This is a genomic window from Paenibacillus qinlingensis, assembly GCF_013204845.1.
In the GTDB taxonomy this organism is placed as follows: domain Bacteria; phylum Bacillota; class Bacilli; order Paenibacillales; family NBRC-103111; genus Paenibacillus_E; species Paenibacillus_E qinlingensis.
In genome coordinates this window covers 489,014-511,458 of the sequence record NZ_JABMKY010000002.1, presented here as the reverse complement: position 1 = coordinate 511,458, position 22,445 = coordinate 489,014, and the positions used below count along the sequence as shown (strand labels likewise).

Below are 22,445 nucleotides of genomic sequence, written 5' to 3'. Positions count from 1 at the left end.
GTGAGCATGAAAACGACTTCAGGTGAACAAGTATTTTATGGCATTAATTATGTAATTTTGGCGATTGCAGGGTTGCTTTGTCTGCTCCCCTTAATGCATTTGGCTTCGCTTTCGTTAAGCGGTAAAGACGCCGTATTGTCGGGCTTCGTTGTTCTTTGGCCGGTAGATTGGTCTACGGAATCGTATGCCCTTCTGTTCAAAGGCACGCCGATCATCCAAGCTTTTACGAATAATGTGATCATTACTGTTGTTGGTGTTGGCCTGAGTATGATTTTCACCGTGCTGGCCGCTTACCCGTTATCAAGAAAGGTATTCTACGGTCGTAAGTATTTGACATTAGCTATCGTGTTCACGATGTTGTTTCAGGGAGGATTGATTCCGACTTACTTGGTCATCAAGCAGATGGGGCTCATTGATTCCTACGGCGCCTTATGGCTTCCTTCTTTGGTGAGTACGTTCAATATGCTCATCATGCGATCTTTTTTTGAAAATATTCCCGAAGAGCTGGAAGAAGCAGCCCGGATGGACGGCTGCGGCGAATGGAAGCTGCTGATGCGAATTATTTTACCACTATCCATGCCGATGATTGCCACAATTGCCCTCTTCTATGGCGTGCAGTACTGGAACTCCTTCTTTAATGTGATGATCTATGTGAACAGCCCGGAGAAGTTAAATCTGACTGTACTGATTCAGCAAATGATCAAGAGTCAATCACTCATTACAGATATTAATAATCTGGGCCCAGAAGCTGTCGTCAATGTGACTCCAGAAGGGATGAAGGCGGCGGGCGTCATCATCATGATCATTCCAATGCTTATTGTGTATCCGTTTCTGCAAAAGTATTTCGTTAAAGGGGTGATGATCGGCGCCATCAAAGGGTAATGGCAGTTATGGACAAGTCGTATTAGAATGTAAACAGCGATACTAATTCGGGAGGTCACTACCAATGAGACAACAAACATGGATAACACGTAAAACAACTGCAACAGCAGCGCTTGCGACAGCGCTTGCTCTGGTTGTCGTAGGCTGCAGTACCAAAGATGAGAAAACGTCAACGACAAGTCCAAGTGCGGCAACCCAAGCGACACCGGAGAAACGTGGCACTATTACAGCATCGCTCTACGATCGCGGAAATATCCCGGCAGAAGAAGGGACGATCATTAACAATCGCTGGACGAAATGGGTAAATGAAAAAGGTCCTGCAGATGTGAAATTCGTTCCGATTCCTCGGTTCGAATCCTTACAGAAATACAATGTGTTATTTGCCTCTGGTTCTGCGCCAGATCTTATTTTTGAATTCGATAAATCGTATCTAGGTCAATTATATAACCAGAAGCAATTAATGCCGCTGGATGACATTATTAATAAATACAGTAAAGAATACAAGGCAAGACTTGAGAAATACCCTGCACTGAAAAAGGCAACAACGATGCCTGATGGCAAAATGTACTTCTTGGGCCGTCCTTACAATTTAGATCCTAACCATTACTTATTCGTCCGTGCAGATTGGCTTAAGAAGCTGAATCTACAAGTACCGAAGACAACGGAGGAGCTGTTAGCGGTCGCGAAAGCTTTTACAGAAAACGATCCTGACGGGAACGGCAAGAAAGATACGCAAGGTATCGGACTTAGCTTCATTTCGGGAATTATTCTAAACCATATGTTTGGCAATGGCTTCACACTCTTCGGTACGGACCAATATCCGTGGAATCTGAAGGATGACAAGGTTGTTCATGATTGGGATAGCTTGAAAGCAGCGATTGCGTATCAGAAAACGATTTATGAAGCGGGCTATACGGATAAGGATTTTGTGACGGATAAAAACGGGGCCAAATCCGCGCAAGATTGGATGGCGGGTAAAGTGGGGATCATCGGAAGTTCCCTTCCGACGAAGAACTATGAAACTTTAAAGAAAAATGTACCAGATGCCGAAATTATCCCGATCGCATTGCCGAAGAGCGAGTTTGGTCAATTCAGTCCGCTATTGAATAATCCGATTGCTGTCACAGGTGCTGTGAACGCTGCAGCGAAGGACCCAGCAGCCATTGTCAAAGAAATCGATTTCATGTCTAGTGAAGCATTCAAGACAACTATGAATAATGGGATTGAAGGCGAACAGTACAAAAAAGGCGCTAATGGCTGTCCAGAGCCGATTGATGCAGAGAAAACGAAGAAAGAGGTTAGCTACATTGCTGACTTGAACATGCTGGCTTCGTTAGCGAAAGATTCCTGCACAGGTCTTGAAAATAAAACGAATCCTACGCCGATTGAGAAAGACATGCTTGAAGTACTGAAGCAAGGGCGCGTTGCGTATGTCGATCCGAGCCGTCCAATGCCAGGTGTGACGCATCGTGATTTCTTACCACTTCTCCCGCAAGATTTGGTAGCCATTAATACGAATGCTAATAAAACGATTGTCGATTTGGCAACGAAAGTGCTCGTGAGTGGTAATAGCTATACGATGGATCAATTCATCCAAGAAGCGAAAGCAGCTTGGGAAAAAGCAGGGGGACCGAAAGTCGATGCTTTCTACGATGAATGGTACCAAGCTAACAAGAAAACAGCTTTATTAATGAAAGATTTGTATGAGATTAAATAAAATCATCTCCTGAAAAGTGGATAAGGAAAGTGTCTCCTATGAGGCACTTTCCGTGTTTATTGGACGTCAAATTAAGGGCATATGAGGTGACGATAGTGGTAAAGATGAAACCCAATATACATAAATTGATGAATGAAACCTTTCTTTACGAAAATAACGGGGTCATTCTAGAAGACGGCATGGTCAGATACAATAAACCTGGGCATACCCGAGAAATTGCACATTTAGGCTATTGCCATGAAGGCAGGCAAACCGCGCATTATTATACATTCGGCATGTTATTGGGACATTTGGATGAACAGGAAGGATTGGCTATTCTTCAGTCCATAGCTTTGCTGCAACGAACAGATAAATCTGATTCGCACTATGGCGGTTTTCGTTGGTATAGGGAAGAGAAACACGTGAATGATACGAATGCCGCTTTCTTCATTCTTAGACCACTGGTTATGTTGAATATGTGCCATCCAGATGTTATACCTGACAGCCATAGGGTGATTATACATGAGATGTTACACCATGCAGGTGAGTGGTTCCGTAAGGAATGCGAAGATCCAATCCTTTACTATCCCAATAAAATTGTGAGTGATGGTGCACTGCTCTTAGCGATTTCGTATTTGCTTAACAATCCCTATTATTTGGAGGAGGGTATCCGCTTCTTTGAACGCTGGGAGGAATATACGACGCGAAGAGGCTGGGGCTGGGGCGAGAATATCAGCTTGGTTTATTTGTCTGTGATCTTAAATGCCCTTCAAATTGCGATTAAAGTGTTAGTGGGTCAGCAGCATCCGCTCGAGCAGCAATTACGCGTGAGAATCCAGAACATTTACCAGTTTCTTAGATTTCAGGATGGCGAAGAATTCGTCCCTACGATCCGCAGCTATAACTTTAGCGGTGAAACCAAACGTGATGATATGATATGGACACTTGCGGGCCTCGTGGAAGTAGATGCGTTGCAAGCAGAGAAATTAACGATGAATCATATGCTGAGCCTGCTTTTATTTGAAGAGGAGTTAACTGAGCTTACAGGAGGGAGTAACCTGCAACCAAAGCCGAGAATATGGGAAGAACCTATCTTCGATAAGAGTACCGCTTACTACTGGGTAGGTACTAGCTCTCGACTTGGCAGCATTAACCGCTTTCCCGTCATCCCTGGCAGCTACCAGTGGCAGGATTGGGGACTTGGCTGGCAATCCTTCCCTGTCAGTTTTAGTGTAACAGGTGAGGGGGTCTCATTCTTGCGCTGGTATGTTGATTTAGGTGACGAGGTTCGCACTCACCCAGGAGAATCCTACCGTACGTCATACTTAGCCCCGGCGCTATTTAAGGAAACATTCTTTCCTGACATTCAGACGCGTTCAGCGCAGTTTGAACATTGTTTACTTACGGTTCGCAGCATGACGAATTTGAATCATTGTGTCTCTGAGATTGCAGATGAGTGGATTATACACCATTATGCGGGTGCCATCGAAGAGATCGTTACAACGGTAGAAAGTAGACATTGGCTGCTGTTGAGATATGCGCAAACGACCATTGCGATCACAGCTTTGAATGGAATAACAAGCAATGATACTGAGAGACAGGTAATGACTGTAGAAATTGTGCACGAATCGAATCGAGTCAAGTTAAGGCAGGTACTTCACACAGATCAGTCAGGTTTTGTTCGTCATACAAGATTGGAATCCGGATGGGCAGTACTCTGCCTAGATCATATTACTAATTCGAATGGGATCCAAGCTTATTTGGAAGAAGTCCGAGTTGAAGATCATAGCTTTGCGGACGGAGAAGTCCCGCGAACGAAATTTACAGAAATCAGACAGATCGGATTAATCTTGCCAGGCATGGCAAAGGTACAGTTGCATATAGATCCTCATGAGTAGAGCTTAATTGGCCTCCTTACGCGATATACGGGAAAGTTGAATATTGCTTAAGGGGGTCTTTGCGTCATATGTTTACTTCCAGAAACAACAATACACTAGAAAAGGTGGAGGAATAATGAGAAGTATCATTTTGAAGTCCAAATTTGTATGCGCTTTCTTGGTGTTTGCCCTACTGACAGGTCTTTGTTTACCAGTAGCGGTACCTAGCGTCATGGCAAGCTCGGACGAAGTATTCATCGAGAATTTTGATACAAGTACGCTGGGTACTAAGCCCGCCAACTGGACTGGAAATCCACCAGCAGCAGATGCTTCTGCGCCAGTACCGTATATCGCTAAAGCATCTGTCGAGAATCTAGCTGGTTATCCCTCGGCATTGCTAAAGTTCGAGAAGAACGGCAAATCAACGGGGAATCTCCAAATCGAGCGCGCTTTCGCAGGTGCGAGCAGTCAGTCGGTATTTACCTATAAAGTGAGAGCAGAACAAACCTCAGGGACTGTGTATTTGCCATCACCCAAAAGTGGAACAACCGCCATGGCTAAATTCGCGATGAATGGTGGCAACTTCCAATATATGAAGAAAGGAGCATCGACTTGGACGACGATTCATGCTTTTTCAAGTGTCACTTGGTATGAAATGAAACTGCTTCTCAATTCAGATGCGGATACGTTTGACTTATACATTAACAATGAGAAGAAACTCACGAATGAACCTATGGCGGAAACGGAAGCAATAACGTCCTTTTATTTGGGCTTGTACAAAGATACAATTGGTACCGCTTACTTCGATGATTTTCATATTTATGGGTATGTACCAGCTACTTCGGTTGCCGTTACGCAAGCGGTTTATGAGCTGAATGTGGGTGCAAGCCAACCACTAACCGTCATATTCACACCGCCAACAGCAACGAATCAAAGTTTGACATGGTCATCCAGTAATACAGCGATTGCAACGGTTACTGCAAGTGGTGTGGTGACAGGGATAGCGCCGGGCACAGCGAGCATTACGGCCAAAGCAGCAGATCAAGTTCCGGATGCGACCTATGTAGTGAACGTGAACGGAATAACACCGAATGACGGGGGAGTAGGAGATCTCTTATCCATCCCATTCGATGGGGAAACAACAGGAGCGAAGCCTACGGCTTGGAAAGTACCGACGCCTTCTACGGCGGTTAGTCCGCCGCCAGATCCGTATATATTGGCGGCAACGATAGGTGAACTCGCAGGTTACCCAGGCAAGATGCTGAAGCTTGAGAAAAATGGGAAATCAACCGCCTCCTACAATATTGAAAAAGCGATTACAGGTGCAAGCACGAAAGTGACCATGACTTACAAATTTCGTGCGGAACAATCCGATGCTGTTATTTATTTGCCCTCTCTGAAGAGTGCGGTTACAGGAAGCACTGCATTGAAATTCGCTTTAAATACAGGCCAATTCAGCTATATGAAGCAAGGAGCTGCAGCGTGGACGAATATCCAACCGCTCACCAGCGGAGAGTGGTATGAGGTTAAGCTGATGCTGGACACGGATGCGGATGTATTTGATTTTTACATTAACGGTAATCAGAAATTGTCTCGTGAGCCTTATGATATCGGTGGCGTACCATCTGTGATGTATTTAGGCATTTATAAAGACAGCATCGGCACGGCCTTTTTTGATGACTTTCAAATGTATTCCTATCATGCTGCGGTCAGTGCAACCATTCGTCCAGACGATGTTACATTGGCGAAGGATGCTAGTTTACAGCTACCACTTTTGTTTACACCTGCAAACGCAACCGTACAGAGTGCCGTATGGACTACCAGTGAACCGACTATCGCTTCGGTAGATCATAATGGGGTTGTAAAAGGTCTGCTACCAGGAACGACACTCATCTCTGCACAGCCGTATGAGAATATTCCACAAGCAACGGTAACTGTCCATGTTTACGAAGTTCCCCTTACGGGGATTTCTGTTGCAGCTGTCTCCGGTGCAATCCCCGTCGGTTCCAGGTTGTATCTCAATGCTACGCTCACACCACCAGGGACTACCGAGCAGCAAATAGTTTGGGGAACTTCGAATGCTGCTATAGCAACGGTTGACGCCTATGGGGAGTTGACGGCTGTTGGAGCCGGCACAACGAGTATTTATGCAACGAATAAGGAGGGCACGGTACAAGGACAGACGAATGTGACTGTCGTGAACAGGTCCGTCGCGCATGAGTTGTACGTTTCGCCGGGAGGAAATGACTCTAATCCAGGGACATTGCTAGCACCTTTTAAGACGATTACTAAGGCACAAACAGCTGCAAGAGGGCTAAATATCAACATGCAGGGTGATATCATCATCTATTTACGTGAGGGAACTTACACCTTGAGTGATACACTTCGATTTGATGAAACAGACTCGGGCAGCAATGGTTATTTTGTAACGTATCACAATTATCTAGGCGAACAACCCGTCATTAGTGGTGGACAAGCGATCGTAGGCTGGAATGAGTTTGACAGCAATAAGCATGTGTATCGTGCATTCGTTGGGCCGGATTTTCAAACAAGACAACTTTATATTGATGGCGTACGTGCGGTTCGGGCGCGAAGTGAAGGAGGGTTAGTTAACGCAACAAAGACAGCGACAGGTTACACTTCTGACGATACCTTCCTCGCTAACTACCATCGGATCAGTGATCTAGAAATGGTCTTCAATGATTTATGGTCAAATTCACGTGTGAAAGTGGAGTCAGTGAATGTGATCGGCAGTAAAGCACAGATTACGATGAAAAATCCAGGTTGGACAGCTTCTTCCGTTCGCGGACTATCTTCCGTGACGGTTCCTGTCTATTATGAGAATGCTTTTGAACTGCTCGATGAAGCTGGGGAGTGGTATTACGACCAAACGGACGGTTATGTCTATTATAAGCCAAGAGCTTGGGAGGATTTAACTACGGCTCAAGTGACAGCACCTATTTTAGAAAAATTAGTAACAGTCATCGGACAATCAGCGGATCATCCTGTTCGTAATCTTCAGTTTAAGGGCATGAAATTTATGTATACGACTTGGATGAGACCGAGCACGGATATGGGGCATTCGGATGCCCAGAATAACTATCTGCGCTATGCGGGAACGCCAGATGAGCTTCCAGATGCGGCTATCGAGGTAGAACTTGCGAATACAGTTAATTTCATTGGGAATGACTTTGCTAAGTTAGGCATCACAGGCTTAATCTTGCAAAATGGCGTACAAAACAGCCTGATCGAAGGGAATCGCTTCTACGACATTTCCGGCAGCGCGATCTCGGTAGGTCAACCGATTTCGAATGATCGTCAATATTTTAACCCAACGGATTATCGCATGGTGATGAAAAATGATGATATCCTCAACAATCTGATTTATGATATCGGAGTTGATTTCAAGTCGGCTTCTGCGATCTCGGCCGGTTATCCGCTGGATATGGACATTAGCCATAATGAGATGTTCAACATTCCGTATAGCGGAACGCATATTGGGTACGGGTGGGATAAGAATTTTGATCCCGTTACCAAAAATATAAAGATTCAAGACAACATGATCTATGATCTCATGGGCAAAGGGGTTCGGGATGGCGGGGCCATCTACAGTCTTGGCACGAACGGCGCCAGTCCGCAGGATAAGAATATTGTTTCCGGTAACTTTATTCGTAATCAAATGGACGATAGTGCCGTATTGTATGCAGATCAATCGTCCGCTTATTGGCGATATGAGAACAATGTCATCGATTTGAAGGAATCGAAGCCATGGCATGGTTCCAAGCGGTGGGCGCAAGCATGGACGAATTTGATCCATGATCTTGATTTTGTGAATAACTATACGACGGAAGCGTATTACGTCAATATTGGGATCAACAATACGTTTGAAGGAACGACGGTCGTACCAGATGCTAACTGGCCAGTAGGTGCCAAGGCAATTATTGCGCAAGCGGGGATAGAACCGGCTTATCAGGATTTACAGGCAGGTATTGTCAGTCGTTGGTCGACAGAGCGTCTAAGTCTCAATGTTGGCACCACAAGTAAGGTGAAAGTCATTGCTCAAAACGGGAAAGATCAGCAGCTTAGTCTGGGAGATAGTCAACTGTATTACGAATCCAAGAATCCTGACATTGCTACGGTTGATGCACAAGGGAATGTAAGCGGCATCTCTACAGGCTCTACCCAAGTTGTTATCTACATCGTGAATGGTACGGTTATGCGTAAGCTTGAAGCAGATATTTTTGTCGGGGATGTCTTAACGGATATTCGACTTACCGACACAACGGGGAATATTCTCCATGCCGAGCAAGGGTCGACTACCGCGCTTCATGCATACGGGAACACATCATTCGGTAATCGGACAGAATTGGATCACGTGACATTCACTTCGTTAACGCCAGATATCGCCACAGTGACAAGTACGGGTACGTTAACTGCGCTTCAAGCAGGATCGGCGATCCTCCTACTGAAGGGAGATTTTCTTGGGCAACAGCGAGAAGGTTATTATCATGTGAGGGTGTGGAACAATACCACCAAGGACAATTACAAACTGCGTAAGGAAATTAATGATTTGGATGGCTGGTATGTGTATCCGACTACTTTGAATAACGTGCAGAGTGACACAGATCGTATCACGATTACGACACCGAATAGTGGTCATGCCATATATCAAGGACGTACGTTCATGAACGAGTTTATAGATTTTAATCTTAAAATCAATGCCACGACAAGCTGGTATGCCCTTCTTTTTGGAAAGCAAAGTAATACCCTTGGTTACAGTCATGGAGATGAGGATAACTACCTCATGGTTGTTTCCGAAGCTGGCATCGAGCTTCAGCGCTACAATAAGGCACAAAGAACGGTAATTTATGGTTCGATTGCCAACTATACAAGTCTAGCAGGGCCGGCTATTCCGAATACGATGCTTCCTTTCAATCAGGAGCGACATCTGCAACTTGGGACTTTCAACGAAGCGAATGGGGTACGAATTATTTTGAAAGTGGATGGCGTCGAAGTTTTCAATTATTTGGATACAGCTCCGCAAGCGATTCGTCAGCCAGGTTATTTCGGACTTGTTTCGAGGAACGGCAGCATGACTTTCTCTAAAACTGATGATTCCACGCAACCGATCGTTGGACTCATTATGAATGGATTAGCAGATATGGTGGTTGGTGAGACTTTATTTGCCACGGTGAAGGCAATGGATGACTCCGGAGAACTAATCGAGCCAGAAACGGGGATTACTTATGAAAGTGATCAACCTGAAGTTGCAAGTATTGGTGTGGATGGAACGGTTGAAGCCATAGGGCAAGGTACAGCGCGTATTACAGCTGCCTATGCAGGATCAACTGTGACATTTGATCTTGTGGTCCGTCCTGAGGAGGAATCGAGTGAGCCTACCACGGAACCTTCAACTGAACCAACAACAGAACCTAATACAGAACCAAACGCAGAACCAAGTTTATCTGTGCCACCTGTTACGAATGAACAGTTGCTAAGTGAGATTGCGAAAGGCGTTCAGCTGCAAGGAGATGGACTTACAACCACTATGCAAAGCAACCCGGATGGGTCCAACGGACAACATATCCGTATCTCTGCAGAAGCTTTATCCCGAGCATTGAATAGCCTAAAAGGAACATTAAAGCCATATATCGTTGTTCAAACGACAAGTATATCTGGTAGTACGACAGTAGCACTTCCAAGCAGTGTACTCGTGAAAGCAGCGGCTGAAAATTCACAGGCAATCCTAATTGTTCAAACGGAGGGTGCTTCCTTTAGTTTGCCGTTACAGCTTCTTGATCTTACAGCAATAGCGAATTCTTTGGGTGCTGCGCAAGATGATATTCAAGTTTCAGTGACCATTAAGCCAGTCAATGGGGATCAAGCAGCGAAAGCTAGGCAAACGATTAATGGGCTAGCCGCTAATTCTCTATCCGATATATTCGATTATCAGGTGATTGCAGAAGGGGCAGGTCGATCTATTGAACTGAACAATTTTAACCAATATGTGGAACGAGGCCTTGAACTGAATACATCTGTTGTTGAGAATAGTGTGACAGCCGTGAAGATCGATGCTAATGGGCAATTGACTTTTGTCCCAATGACGATTAAACAAGAGGGGGGCAAGACAGTTGCGGTAATCAAAAGAAAAGGGAACAGCGCCTACATGGTCATTCAGTACACCAAAACCTTCAATGATCTAACCAATCACTGGTCCCAATCCGACGTAGAACTACTCGCTTCCAAACTGTTAATCAAGGGGAGAAGTGAGGATGCATTCGCACCTGATTTCCCTATTTCTAGAAGTGAATTCGCTACTCTATTAGTTCGGGCACTTGGATTGAATGAAGACGCAGCAGGATCAAGATTCAAAGACATTTCACCTAGCGAATGGTATGCAGGAGCAGTTGGCGCAGCTCTAAACGCGGGTCTTGTAGATGGCAAATCAGAGGATGAGTTTGGTCCAAAAGCCACTATAACGCGGGAGCAAATGGCTGTCATGATCATTCGTGCTTTGAAAGTGGCTGGTAGCCGTAGTGAAACAGAAGAAGTATCTTCTGTTCTTCCATTCACTGACTTGGACGACGTATCTACATGGGCGCTTCCAGCTGTTAAGCAGTCTGTTGTTCTTGGCTTATTACAAGGGGAAGACGAAGGGCAATTTGCACCTGCTAAGTCAGCGACACGTGCACAAGCTGCTGTTATTTTGAAACGATTTTTACAGCATGTGAAATTTATTAACGAATAACATACCTACACATCCGGCGGGGCTTGCTATAGTTTCGCCGGATTTTAATATGCGAAGAGAGAGGAGGAAGTTTAAGAAAAGCAAATTGTAAAAGGTGGATTTCGTATGTGTTTCAGGTTCTTGCACCTGTAGCGTACATTACTTGCTTGAATTCTCCTTTTCTTATCAAGTAAGATTAGAGTTTCTAAGAAAATTTAGATTTTTGAGGAGCAAGCAATTTTGATGAAAGATGAAAAGAAATTAAATCCGACCCAGAATCCTTATGTCCTCATGCCCATCTTGTTGTTGATTTGGGGTTCGGTTGCAGCGGTTAGCAAATTGGTATTATCTCGATTGGAAAGCTATCAGATTTTATTTTATATGTATGGTATAGGTGTGGGCATATTTGCAGTCATTTTAATTATTCAAGCGTGGGGGAAGCCCTTCAAGGTATGGAGATTTTCGGAGTGGTTGCTGGTGCTTGCTTGCGGAGTTTGTACGTTCTTATACGATTTTCTCTATCTAAAATCATTAGAACTCATTCCAGCCGTGGAAGCATCCATGTTAAATTATTTATTTCCTATTTTCATCGTTATATTCGCAATTCCAATTCACAAGGAGCGGTTGAATAGGTATAAATTCCTCTCCATCATCATGGGATTTGCAGGAACAATCCTATTGATCACGAAGGGAAACATCAGTAATTTCAGTTTCACGAACCTGAGAGGCGATTTGTTGGCTATTCTTGCCGCCGTGTGCTGGGGATTGTTTACGAATCTTGTGAAGAAAAATACGAAAGATATGCTAGTCAGCACCTTAGTAATGACCTTCATAGCCTGGCTATTGTCCATTGCGGGGATGCTGGTCTATTCACATGGAAAGATGCTTCAGATGATGGATTTCTATGGTGTCTTATGGTTATGCCTGAGTAATATCGTATTCGGATTTTTCTTGTATTTCAGGGCATTGAAGTACTCGTCAGCCTCATTAATCGCGAGTTTCACTTTCTTTGCCCCCTTTGTAACACTTGTGTTTATTATGATTTTGTTGGGAGAGCGGCTATCTTGGCTGGATGGCTTAGCGGCCGTTCTCATCTTATTCAGCGTTCCGGTACAGAAGATAGGGGATGCCATACAGAAGCGTAGGGGGAGGACTTTATGAACATAGGCGTGATTAATCACTTGCTATTTTCGGTGTCCGATTTGGAGAAGTCGATTGTATTCTATCAACAAGTTTTCGGTGCTAAGTTATTGGTAAAAGGGCGGAATTTAGCCTACTTTGACTTAAATGGGATCTGGCTTGCATTAAATCAGGAGAAGGATATTCCCCGTCAAGACATCCACTATTCGTATACGCATATGGCTTTTACGATTGAAGAAAATGATTTCAATGAGATATATGAAAAACTTAAGCGGCTTAATGTCCATATGCTTCCTGGTCGAACTAGGGACGAAAGAGACAAGCAGTCGATCTATTTCACCGACCCTGATGGACATAAGTTCGAATTCCATACAGGGTCGTTAGCAGACAGACTTTCCTATTACAAAGCTGATAAAACTCATATGGTGTTCTATGAATAAATCAACTAAGTACGGATGAGCTATTATCCAAATAAATGGAAAATATCCCGTTGAATTCAACGAAACTAGGGGAATGAGCACAATAAATGGATTTACTGCAGCTAATTTTGCGAATGTCCACGATTCCGATGAAATCCAGGCGAAATAGCTACATGAAATCCAGTTATATGTGAATTTCTAAAGATATGGGTGAAATTAGCTACATGAAATCCATTTATTTGTCATGAGAACGACAATCTGGAGCAATCAAGGCAGCATTGCCAGAAATGACTTCGATGCCGCGGACAGGGGAACTCCCCGAAGTGTAGCAATCCCTATTTGACGTGCAGGTGGAGGACAATCAAGCGGGATTTCGACTAAATCACCAGCAGCAAGTTCCTCGGCTACATAATTGCCGATGACGAATGCGAGGCCAAATCCTCGTTTGGCGAACTGCACTAGGAGATCGATGCTGCCCAGCTCGAACTCAGGTGTGAGAGTTATGCCTTTAGAGGTAACGAAGTTATCGATAAAGCGTCGGGTGCTTGCCCCATTTTCCAATAATAAGAGGGGGTAGTTGTGTAATTCTTGAAGGGATAACGGACTCCCTGCCAGATGTGCGTAGGGCTTCCCGCCGACAAGGCAGTCTTGAATCGCAGTACTTTCCCGAAAGTCGATTTGTTTGTCCGAAGCAGGGAGGGAGACGATACCAAAGTCGATTTTCCCCTCCTTAAGAAGTGCGATGGTTTCAGGGGTTGTACGGTTCGTAACTCGGATTCGCACACCAGGAAATTGTTCGTGAAATGCCTCTAGATACGGCAAAAGATAATACTTGCACAACGTATCGCTTGCCCCAATATTGATCTCCCCACTATGTAAGCTATGCATGTCTGCGATGGCTTTTTCGCCAATTTTCATAGATTGAAATGCCTGCTCGACGTGGCGAAATAACACTTCACCTTCAACGGTTAGCGTGACACCTTTGGCTGTTCGGAAAAAAAGTTGTCCGCCAAGCGCTGCTTCCAACTGCTTAATCGTATGACTCACTGCAGTTTGTGTGATATGCAGTACTTCGGCCGCTTTCGATAGGCTACCCGTAAGGGTTGTCCAATAAAAGACGCGGTACCACTCCAAATTAACATCCAACAACATTACCTCACTTTATATCTGGTATAACTTATATCAATTATTCTAATGTCATTAGAGCAATTATAATAAGCTTTGTCAGGTAAAACAAGTGTAGGAGGCGTTAGATGTGACTGTAACTGCGATAGTTGGAGCTAACTGGGGAGACGAAGGTAAGGGGAAGATGACAGATGTTTTAGCGGCGCAATCATCCTATGTGGTTCGATACCAGGGAGGAAGCAATGCAGGGCATACGATCATAAATGACTACGGTAAATTTGCGGTGCGGATGCTGCCATCAGGTGTGTTTTATTCACATGTGACGAACGTAATAGGGCCAGGAACGGCACTCGACATCGATATCGTGCTAAGCGAATTAGATGAACTTGCAGCAAGAGGCGTACCTAAGCCGGAGTTACTCATCTCTGAGCGGGCGCAAGTCGTATTGTCGGTACATCGAGTTTTTGACGAACTCGAAGAAGAGCGGCTTGGCGCACGTAGTTATGGTTCAACGAAGCGCGGGATAGCGCCATTTTATGCGGACAAATATGCGAAGCTTGGCATTCAAGTGTCTGATTTATTTAACGAATCTCGGTTAAAGGAACGACTCGATCATTTGCTCACAGCGAAAAATGTCTTACTACAGCATCTATATGGACGAGCTGCCATCGAGTCAGATGACCTATTGCAACAGCTGTTGAGCCAAGCTGAACGAATAGCTCCTTATGTGAGTGACACAACCACACTGCTTCAGGATGCCGAAGCTAATGGTGACCACATACTGGTGGAAGGTCAGCTCGGTGCTTTACGGGATCCAGACCATGGAATTTATCCCTATTCTACATCTTCTTCGACTCTTGCTGGGTTCGCGTCAGTAGGAGCTGGGTTGCCCGCTAGGTCAATCACACAGGTCATTGCGATTGTCAAAGCCTATTCGAGCTGCGTAGGAGCTGGTCCCTTCGTCTCAGAAATTGAGGGCAGTGAAGCTGAAGAATTACGTCGTCGCGGAGGCGATGCCGGTGAATATGGTGTTAACACGAAGCGTCCCAGACGCATGGGCTGGTTCGATGTCGTTGCAACTAAGTATGGCTGCATGATTCAGGGAGCAACAAGTGTCGTTTTAACAAACTTAGATGTGCTAGGCTATTTGGAAGAAATTCCAGTCTGTGTCGGCTATGAGTTGGCGGACGGTACAATTGTTGATCGCTTTCCAGTTAATGCAAGGCTGGATTCTGCCAAACCTGTATGGTCAAGATTACCAGGTTGGCAATGTGATATCTCACAAGCTAAACGCATGGAAGACCTCCCAGAAGCGGCAAAGACCTACATTCAATTCGTTGAATCCGCTATCGGCGTAAAGATTTCAACGATTTCTGTCGGACCTCGACGCGAACAAGTTATTCCATGCTAGTTTCAGTTAGTCCTAGTATTGCCACCGCGAGGTGGCTTTTTTCTAAAGCATAATAGAAATGGATTGAATGGGAAAAATAACCACGAAATTTACTTCGGAGGGATTCCATGAAGAAAATGATGATGGTTATGTTGATAGTTGGAAGTGTCTTGTTCCAATCCGAACGGAGTGATGCTGAAGTAGCGATGCCTTGTAGTGCCGTTCTTGAATCCGTCATGGCAGATAATGTGAATGCCAAAGGAGCAGCGCTCGTTTACAAAGTGAAGTTAACACCAAGTTTTCCCCGAACAAGTATTAGCATCCATGCGAATCATTTACCTGTGCCATTTACAGCGGGTGAGTATGATGGATATGAAGGTTTTGCTTTTATTCCAAATGAGATTAGCTGGCGTTTCAAACTGTTCCCAACACCAGAAGAAGGCGGGCCGACTTGGACTGGGAGGCTTGATGATATTACAGCTGATTTAACGAATAGTACGATGGAAGTTCGTTTAGCGAATTCCAAAACTGGCAAGTTAGGGCCTGTCATTTTAAGGAATACGATGAATGCTTGTAAATAATAGGAAGCTAATTGCAACTTATTTGTATTGTCATCGTCTATTGAAGTAAGATGTTAAAAACTGGGTTATATGTAAATCTAGATTGTTGTATAGAAACAACTAAAAATTCATTAGACGAGGCGATACGATGAGATGGTTGATAACGCTAATCTTACTTAGTTGTGTTAGTTGTATGACTGGCTGCTCTGCTTATGCTGTACAACATGTGCGGGGCAATGATGTGAGTATTCAGCAACAGGATGACTTGAAACCGATCGTTAAAAAGCTGTTTGGTACTGAATTAGAAAAGGACGAGGCTACTTCTGTCTCTGTAAGTCAACGAATTATAAATTATAAGATTCATGATGACATTCAGATTTTAAAAAATGAGGAGGATACCTACTTTATTGTCACGTATGACATATTGCCGGCTTCTCTGGAGTTCATTATTGCTGGAGGCGGTGAAAGAACCGAAGATGGTTGGATCAAAAACCGTGTGCGCTATGTCACACTTCAAGCCATAAACGGTGAATACCAAATAAAAGGGATCAGTTCTGGGCCATGATAGGGTTAGAAAAATAGATGCATTTGGGAGGATATATCTATGACGGAACAAACCATTGCTCAACGATTAGAGGCATTAGGAATCCTACTACCTACGGCAAGTGAACCAGCAGCGAAATATACGAATTATGTGAAAGTTAACGGACTTTTGTATGTGTCAGGCAAGGGGCCGTCTGGCAGTCCAAAAGGTAAATTGGGGAAGGAATACACAACACAAGAGGGTTATCACTTTGCTAGATTAACAGGGATCGAGATTCTTGCTGTTCTGCAATCTGCATTAGGTTCTCTGGAGCAAGTTAAACAAGTTGTCAAACTACAAGGGTTCGTGAATGCTGTTCCTGAATTTGAAGAGCATCATGTGGTGCTTAATGGATGTTCGGATCTGATGTTGGATGTGTTCGGCGACAAGGGTAAGTCTGCCCGATCGGTCTTCGGAGCTGTTTCACTAAGAGATAACCTGCCGATTATTGTGGATTCTATTTTTGAAGTAGCGGATTGATAATCCGATGTGTCTAATGATTGAGCGGTCCATGATGAGTACATGATGGCACCGCTCTAATTTTTGTAGTGAAGCATAATGGAATCAGTGATATCATTGGCATGAGCATTTATTGAACAATGGAAAATTAATTGCACATCATTATTTATTTTTCAAATATGGTTTGGAGGCGTTAAGAAGTGAAGAAAGCAAGATGGAAGCTGCTTACATATGTGCCTTTTCTAGCAATCATCGTTATCATCGGAATCATCCAGTCTTTCATGCTAGCCAATGAGTATGTGAAGCCATATCCAGAACCATTCGGCCGTGCAACAGAATTGCCTCAGTTGGCAACCTATGGCGAACCTGTCCAATGGATTGAGGAAGGCGGCTTCACGTATCTCGCAGGAAAAACAATTGAAATCATCACCATTGATGGGGAGGGACATCATCGAACAGAGACTCGTCCCTTGCCAGATACTGGCGTTTTCCATGCCCATAAGATGATAGATAAGGATCATGTTATTTGGATTGGGGACGGCAATAAACTGTATTCAAGTGTGTGGAAGAATGGGTCATGGAGTTCGAAGAACGCACTTAATGAAAACGAGATAACAGGTGTGCAAACGGTCGTTGGTTCCAAAAGGGAAAGCGTCCTGCTAGCTTACAATGATTCAACGCTTTATGTCAGCGAATTTCAACCGAATGCTAATCTTACCTGGACTAAGCTAGATATTGCGAACATGAAGCAAATACATGGTATCTGGGATAACGCTGACAGCAGTTTATCACTTGTTTACGCGGTTAATAAAGATGGCAACGAATCCTTTCACTTTGCGAAGCTTGAAAAAGCATCTTGGAAACCACTTGCGCAGATGAAGCTGAAGGACGTAGATTATGCAACGAGCAGTTTGGATGAGTTGGCACTAGGTGGAGATGGTTCTTCATTGCTTGCCGCGTATACAACCAGCTCGCGCAAATCAGGTAAAAGCACCTTACATATGATTACTATCCCATCCAATCAACCAGATAAGATGCAGGACGAGGTCCTAAACCTTCCTGTCGCGAAGGGGAACGATTCCGATACGATTTTGCATCCTTCGTTTAGTCAGTCATCTTCTGGGGAGTTAACGCTTGTAGTTTCTTCCGTGTATGAGAAAAATAGGCGTCAAACAAGTCAAGAAGTGTACAGGATTGGCTTTAAGGATGGCAAAATGTTAGATTCTACGCGTATTAGCCAATTCGGTGGTTTTGCCGTATATCCGACATATACTTCGTACAATGGGAGTTCATTAGTCATATGGCTGGATGCCGTGAACGCCGAGACGTATCGCGTTTACTATGCTACAGATCAGCTATCATACGAGCAACGAATGAACAGTCTTCATGCAGAAGACTTGCAACATGCAGCTGGAAATTTGCCATTGTTTTGGGGAATTGGCGTACTTACTGCCCTGATTAGCTTAAAATGGATCCTTTTACCTGGCCTGTATCTTATCGTTATCAGCGTATTTTGGCAATATCATTACGACGAGCATGCGAAAAGGCACTTTGGAATTTCTATGGCCATGTATCTGATAGTTAAAGCGCTATTTATAGGCGATTACCGTAAACCGATTGCGCTGCAGGTGATGCCGGAATTCTTGCAATCGGTTTGGGTTAGCTTGATTGTGCTTCTTCTGTTTGCTGGGATTTCTTATGGGTTAACCCGCTTATGGAGAAGAGGATTGTCCGAGCGAAATGTTGGACTTGAGATGTTCTATTTCGTAGTTCTTGATGTTTTCATGACGAATATGTGGTATTCGTTCTTTATGTCACCAGCTTCCTTGTCATGAAGTTCGTGCATAGGAATTGAAATTAATGGCATTCATTGCTATCATAGAGGTACTAATAAACGATGTGTAACTGGCGGAGCATGGGTAACCATGAGGGAGCATATCGATAATGGCCGTACGCCTGGGCAAGAGGTAAGGGGAAATCCCCTTACCTCTTTATGTTTGAACCTAACTTGAGAGGAATGATAAGATGACTGCGGAAACCGTAATCTTGGATGGTAATCGAGTGGCAACAGACATGAAAGAGGCGCTGAAAAGTAGGATTCATGTATTAGGCGAGAAGGGGATCGTGCCATGTTTGGCTACGATTCTGGTCGGTGGTAATCCTTCTTCAGCTACTTACGTCAAAATGAAAGGGAATGCGTGTAAACGACTTGGTATCAAGTCGATCCGAATTGAACTTCCCGAGCATACATCGACGGAAGAATTGATTGCTGAAATTCAGAAGCTGAATGTTGACCCTAGTGTCCATGGGATTCTGTTACAACACCCTGTGCCTCATCATATTGATGAAAGGGCTGCATTTGAAGCGATTGGCATCGAGAAAGATGTAGATGGTGTTACAACGCTTGGATTTGCTCAAAATGCCTTCGGCTTTGCCGATTTCCCTTCCTGTACACCTGCAGCCATTCTTGCCATTATGGACTATTATCAGATTGCAATGGAAGGCAAGCATGCTGTTGTCATAGGGCGAAGCCCCATTCTAGGAAAACCTGTTTCCATGATGTTGCTCAATCGCAATGCGACCGTAACGATGTGCCATTCGAAGACTGCGAATCTTGAAGATATGGTTAGATTAGCGGATATTGTTGTAGCGGCAGTTGGTAAACCGAAATTTGTGCAAGGGGATTGGATTAAACCAGGAGCCGCCGTGTTGGATGCGGGGTATAACGAAGGCAACATTGGGGATGTTGATTATGAGGCTTGTAAGGATAGAGCATCAGCAATTACCCCTGTTCCTGCTGGTGTCGGGCCTGTCACAATAGCCACTTTGTTGAAACACACCGTCGATGCGGCAGAAAAGTTAGCGTAGTTGTAGTTGAAAAGGGGGAGTAAGATGAAATTATTTCACGTCAGTGAAGAAAAAAATATTTCTATTTTCCATCCTAGACTTCCTTCAAGAAAAGATCTGGACCCGACTGTAGGATTAGTATGGGCGATTAACGAGAAATGCTTCCCAAATTTTCTTACACCTCGGAATTGTCCAAGAGTTACTTTTTATGCCAATGAAGCAACTACAGAGGCAGATAGTACGAACTATTTGTCATCAAAGTCAGTAAATCACGTCGTAGCGATTGAGCATAAATGGTTTGAAATCATGAAGAGTACAACCTTATATGTGTATGAATTTGATTCGTCAGATTTTTATCTGCAAGATCTTGGAGCGGGTTACTATGTGAGTGAGAAATCGCAGGTTCCCATCCGTCAATTTGAAATACAAGATCTCTTTGGCGAGCTTTTTAAAAGGAATATTGAAGTCCGGCTACTTACGAATTTGTGGGATTTAAGTGATAAAATTCAGCAATCAAGTTTTCAGTATTCGATGTGCCGGATGGGCTTTGCAGAGCAGCGGTTAAAGGAAGTATAGATCAGATTATCATTCCATTAGAAGTGTTTAGGGGGGATTATTTTGACTTTGACAATCTACGTTGTGGATGCTTTCACGGATAAAATATTCAAAGGAAATCCTGCTGCTGTTTGTTTAACTTCAGAACCGCTAGACGAAGAGTTGATGCAGCAAATTGCATCAGAAATGAACCTTTCAGAAACAGCTTTTATGTTTCCTCAGCAAGACGGTTATTCACTTAGATGGTTTACGCCTCATTCTGAGGTGGATTTATGCGGACACGCGACACTGGCAAGTGCGCACATCTTGTGGGAAACAGGGGGATTATCTCTAAGCCAACGTGCTAATTTCTATACCAAGAGTGGACTATTAACTGCATTCAAACATGATTCTTGGATTCAACTCAATTTTCCGTCAGAACCTGTGCTTGCGTGTGAGTATCCGTCCGAATTAATTGATGCACTCCAAATTCATCCTTTATTTGTTGGACGAAATAGATTCGATTATTTCATTGAAGTTGAATCTGAAGACATCATTAAGAGACTAAGTCCTAATTTTTCTTTGTTGCAAACGATTCAAACAAGGGGCATCAATGTGACAAGCCGTTCGCAAGAATATGACTTTGTATCGAGATGCTTCTTCCCAGCGGTAGGAGTGAATGAAGATCCCGTAACGGGCTCATCTCATTGTGGTCTTGCACCCTACTGGGGTAAGAAATTAAATAAAACGGACATGTATGCGTATCAGGCATCCGCAAGAGGCGGTCTCTTACAAATTCGTTTAGATGAAAATAGAGTACTAATGTCAGGGCAAGCAGTGACGGTTATGAAGAGCGAGTTGTTCATTTAGCATAAGGAGATGTAGAAATGGCGCGCGTTTTGTTTATGAATGGTGGATCGGAGGGACATATTAATCCCACTATAGGCGTCGTGCAAGAGCTGATTTCCCGTGGCGAAGAGGTCGTATACGTTTGCATAGAAGCGTTTAGGGAGCGTATTGAAAAGACGGGAGCAACTGTACGAACATTTGACGACCAGCAATTTATAAAAGCCTTTATTTCTGGTGGAAGAAACTATATGCTGGAGCGAATCAACGGTCTTCTATTAACCACGGATATCGTTATCCCAAGCGTACTTGAACAGATCAAAGATGAACAATTTGATTATATCATCCATGATGCCATGTTTGGTTGTGGACGTTTACTTGCTCAGCTGCTTCAGCTTCCTGCAATAAATTCTTGTACGTCTTTTGCACAATCTAGAGAATCCATCGAGCAAGAGTTGGAACAATTTTATACAAACGTTTCGTCTGACATTGTTCAAGCTATTTATGAACAATTTCATATTCTGACGAGGATGGTAAAGGAAAAATATGATGTAGACATCCATTCTCCATACGAAGTATGGTGTAATCCAGCGCCGCTTTCAATCGTATATACAACTAGGGAGTTTCAACCGAATGGAGAATCTTTCGACCAGACATATAAATTTGTAGGGCCATCCATCTCAACACGATTGAGCTCAGAAAGCAATACGTATACAGAAAATCAGGCGGAAAAACCAATTTATATTTCATTAGGGACCGTGTTTAACCGATCTATTGATTTCTATAAGCTTTGTATAGAGGCATTGGGGAACACAGAGCATACCATTATCATGTCAATTGGGAATAACGTTCGATTATCTGACCTAGGGGAGATACCTACTAACTTCACTGTGAAACCATATGTTCCACAAACAGAGTTACTGCCCAACACGAAATTATTTATCACGCATGGCGGGATGAATAGTGTACATGAAGCTTTATATTACGGGATTCCGCTGATCGTGATCCCCCAGAGCGCTGATCAGCCGATTATTGCTGAACAAGTCGAGAGTATTGGAGCGGGTCTGACTTTGCAGATGCAAACTTTGCAGGCAAATCAATTACGGGATGCCGTAGATCAGGTGTTAAGCAACACTTCATTCTTGACTGCAGTTGCAAAAATAAGGGACTCTTTTCAAGAGTCAGGCGGATATCGTCAAGCTGTTGATGAGATTATGGCATTTAAAAGGAAGTATGGGATTAAGTGAACGAAGACCCACGGCACGAGTTGCTTTGGGTCTCTTTTTTAATCGCTTGGATATTCCTAATTATGGTAAAATAGGTACTGTTGCGTGTATTTTGTAGGTGAGAGGAGAATTAT

General features: G+C 43.8%; 16 protein-coding genes and 1 riboswitch. Of the genes, 15 read left to right on the top strand and 1 reads right to left on the bottom strand.

The genetic code is table 11. The annotated features are described in order from the left end of the window. The first annotated feature begins 6 nt into the window (after positions 1–6). The 6 genes from HQN88_RS05655 to fosB all read left to right on the top strand — a co-directional run bounded on the left by HQN88_RS05655 (position 7) and on the right by fosB (position 12,762). Positions 7–882, top strand: coding sequence for a carbohydrate ABC transporter permease (locus HQN88_RS05655; protein ID WP_173109252.1), 876 nt, complete (start codon positions 7–9; stop codon positions 880–882). Positions 883–946: 64 nt separating this feature from the next. Beyond that, a complete protein-coding gene (locus HQN88_RS05650; RefSeq protein WP_173109251.1) occupies positions 947–2,599 on the top strand; it encodes an extracellular solute-binding protein in 1,653 nt (550 codons plus the stop codon). 95 nt (positions 2,600–2,694) lie between these two features. Further along, the gene (locus HQN88_RS05645) at positions 2,695–4,476 is read left to right on the top strand and encodes a hypothetical protein (protein WP_173109250.1); all 1,782 of its coding nucleotides are present in this window, start codon (positions 2,695–2,697) and stop codon (positions 4,474–4,476) included. Positions 4,477–4,591: 115 nt separating this feature from the next. Then, positions 4,592–11,203, top strand: coding sequence for an Ig-like domain-containing protein (locus tag HQN88_RS05640; protein WP_173109249.1), 6,612 nt, complete (start codon positions 4,592–4,594; stop codon positions 11,201–11,203). 222 nt (positions 11,204–11,425) lie between these two features. Further along, the gene (locus tag HQN88_RS05635) at positions 11,426–12,343 is read left to right on the top strand and encodes a DMT family transporter (RefSeq protein WP_173109505.1); all 918 of its coding nucleotides are present in this window, start codon (positions 11,426–11,428) and stop codon (positions 12,341–12,343) included. Then, positions 12,340–12,762, top strand: a complete 423-nt coding sequence (fosB, locus tag HQN88_RS05630) for a metallothiol transferase FosB (RefSeq protein WP_173109248.1) — start codon at positions 12,340–12,342, stop codon at positions 12,760–12,762. Before HQN88_RS05635 ends, fosB begins: the two co-directional genes overlap by 4 nt. Positions 12,763–13,008: 246 nt before the next feature. On the opposite strand, the gene HQN88_RS05625 is transcribed toward fosB, so the two are convergent. After that, entirely contained in the window at positions 13,009–13,887 is an 879-nt protein-coding gene (locus HQN88_RS05625; protein ID WP_173109247.1) for a LysR family transcriptional regulator, read from the bottom strand. A gap of 109 nt (positions 13,888–13,996) precedes the next feature. Between HQN88_RS05625 and HQN88_RS05620 the strand changes: the two genes are divergently transcribed. The 9 genes from HQN88_RS05620 to HQN88_RS05580 all read left to right on the top strand — a co-directional run bounded on the left by HQN88_RS05620 (position 13,997) and on the right by HQN88_RS05580 (position 22,332). Beyond that, positions 13,997–15,277 (top strand): adenylosuccinate synthase, encoded by a 1,281-nt coding sequence (locus HQN88_RS05620; RefSeq protein ID WP_173109246.1) that lies wholly within the window; start codon positions 13,997–13,999, stop codon positions 15,275–15,277. A 107-nt stretch (positions 15,278–15,384) separates the two neighbouring features. Further along, positions 15,385–15,837, top strand: coding sequence for a YoqH family protein (locus HQN88_RS05615; RefSeq protein WP_173109245.1), 453 nt, complete (start codon positions 15,385–15,387; stop codon positions 15,835–15,837). Between the two features lie 127 nt (positions 15,838–15,964). Next, positions 15,965–16,381 (top strand): hypothetical protein, encoded by a 417-nt coding sequence (locus HQN88_RS05610; protein WP_173109244.1) that lies wholly within the window; start codon positions 15,965–15,967, stop codon positions 16,379–16,381. 39 nt (positions 16,382–16,420) lie between these two features. Further along, entirely contained in the window at positions 16,421–16,879 is a 459-nt protein-coding gene (locus tag HQN88_RS05605) for a RidA family protein (protein WP_173109243.1), read from the top strand. 179 nt (positions 16,880–17,058) lie between these two features. After that, positions 17,059–18,693 (top strand): hypothetical protein, encoded by a 1,635-nt coding sequence (locus tag HQN88_RS05600; protein ID WP_173109242.1) that lies wholly within the window; start codon positions 17,059–17,061, stop codon positions 18,691–18,693. A gap of 56 nt (positions 18,694–18,749) precedes the next feature. Continuing rightward, a riboswitch (ZMP/ZTP riboswitch) is annotated at positions 18,750–18,827 on the top strand. Positions 18,828–18,883: 56 nt separating this feature from the next. Continuing rightward, positions 18,884–19,726, top strand: a complete 843-nt coding sequence (locus tag HQN88_RS05595; RefSeq protein WP_173109241.1) for a bifunctional 5,10-methylenetetrahydrofolate dehydrogenase/5,10-methenyltetrahydrofolate cyclohydrolase — start codon at positions 18,884–18,886, stop codon at positions 19,724–19,726. Positions 19,727–19,750: 24 nt separating this feature from the next. Further along, positions 19,751–20,281 (top strand): DUF6886 family protein, encoded by a 531-nt coding sequence (locus HQN88_RS05590; RefSeq protein WP_173109240.1) that lies wholly within the window; start codon positions 19,751–19,753, stop codon positions 20,279–20,281. 42 nt (positions 20,282–20,323) lie between these two features. Continuing rightward, entirely contained in the window at positions 20,324–21,109 is a 786-nt protein-coding gene (locus tag HQN88_RS05585) for a PhzF family phenazine biosynthesis protein (RefSeq protein ID WP_173109239.1), read from the top strand. Positions 21,110–21,126: 17 nt separating this feature from the next. Next, positions 21,127–22,332, top strand: a complete 1,206-nt coding sequence (locus tag HQN88_RS05580) for a macrolide family glycosyltransferase (RefSeq protein ID WP_173109238.1) — start codon at positions 21,127–21,129, stop codon at positions 22,330–22,332. Positions 22,333–22,445: the final 113 nt, after the last annotated feature.

Bases quoted from the DNA above. Each gene is read 5' to 3' on its own strand.
- HQN88_RS05590 (WP_173109240.1), top strand. From the start codon at position 19,751: ATGAAATTATTTCACGTCAGTGAAGAAAAAAATATTTCTATTTTCCAT.
- HQN88_RS05655 (WP_173109252.1), top strand. From the start codon at position 7: ATGAAAACGACTTCAGGTGAACAAGTATTTTATGGCATTAATTATGTA.
- fosB (WP_173109248.1), top strand. From the start codon at position 12,340: ATGAACATAGGCGTGATTAATCACTTGCTATTTTCGGTGTCCGATTTG.
- HQN88_RS05650 (WP_173109251.1), top strand. From the start codon at position 947: ATGAGACAACAAACATGGATAACACGTAAAACAACTGCAACAGCAGCG.
- HQN88_RS05605 (WP_173109243.1), top strand. From the start codon at position 16,421: ATGACGGAACAAACCATTGCTCAACGATTAGAGGCATTAGGAATCCTA.
- HQN88_RS05610 (WP_173109244.1), top strand. From the start codon at position 15,965: ATGAGATGGTTGATAACGCTAATCTTACTTAGTTGTGTTAGTTGTATG.
- HQN88_RS05635 (WP_173109505.1), top strand. From the start codon at position 11,426: ATGAAAGATGAAAAGAAATTAAATCCGACCCAGAATCCTTATGTCCTC.
- HQN88_RS05580 (WP_173109238.1), top strand. From the start codon at position 21,127: ATGGCGCGCGTTTTGTTTATGAATGGTGGATCGGAGGGACATATTAAT.
- HQN88_RS05595 (WP_173109241.1), top strand. From the start codon at position 18,884: ATGACTGCGGAAACCGTAATCTTGGATGGTAATCGAGTGGCAACAGAC.
- HQN88_RS05640 (WP_173109249.1), top strand. From the start codon at position 4,592: ATGAGAAGTATCATTTTGAAGTCCAAATTTGTATGCGCTTTCTTGGTG.
- HQN88_RS05615 (WP_173109245.1), top strand. From the start codon at position 15,385: ATGAAGAAAATGATGATGGTTATGTTGATAGTTGGAAGTGTCTTGTTC.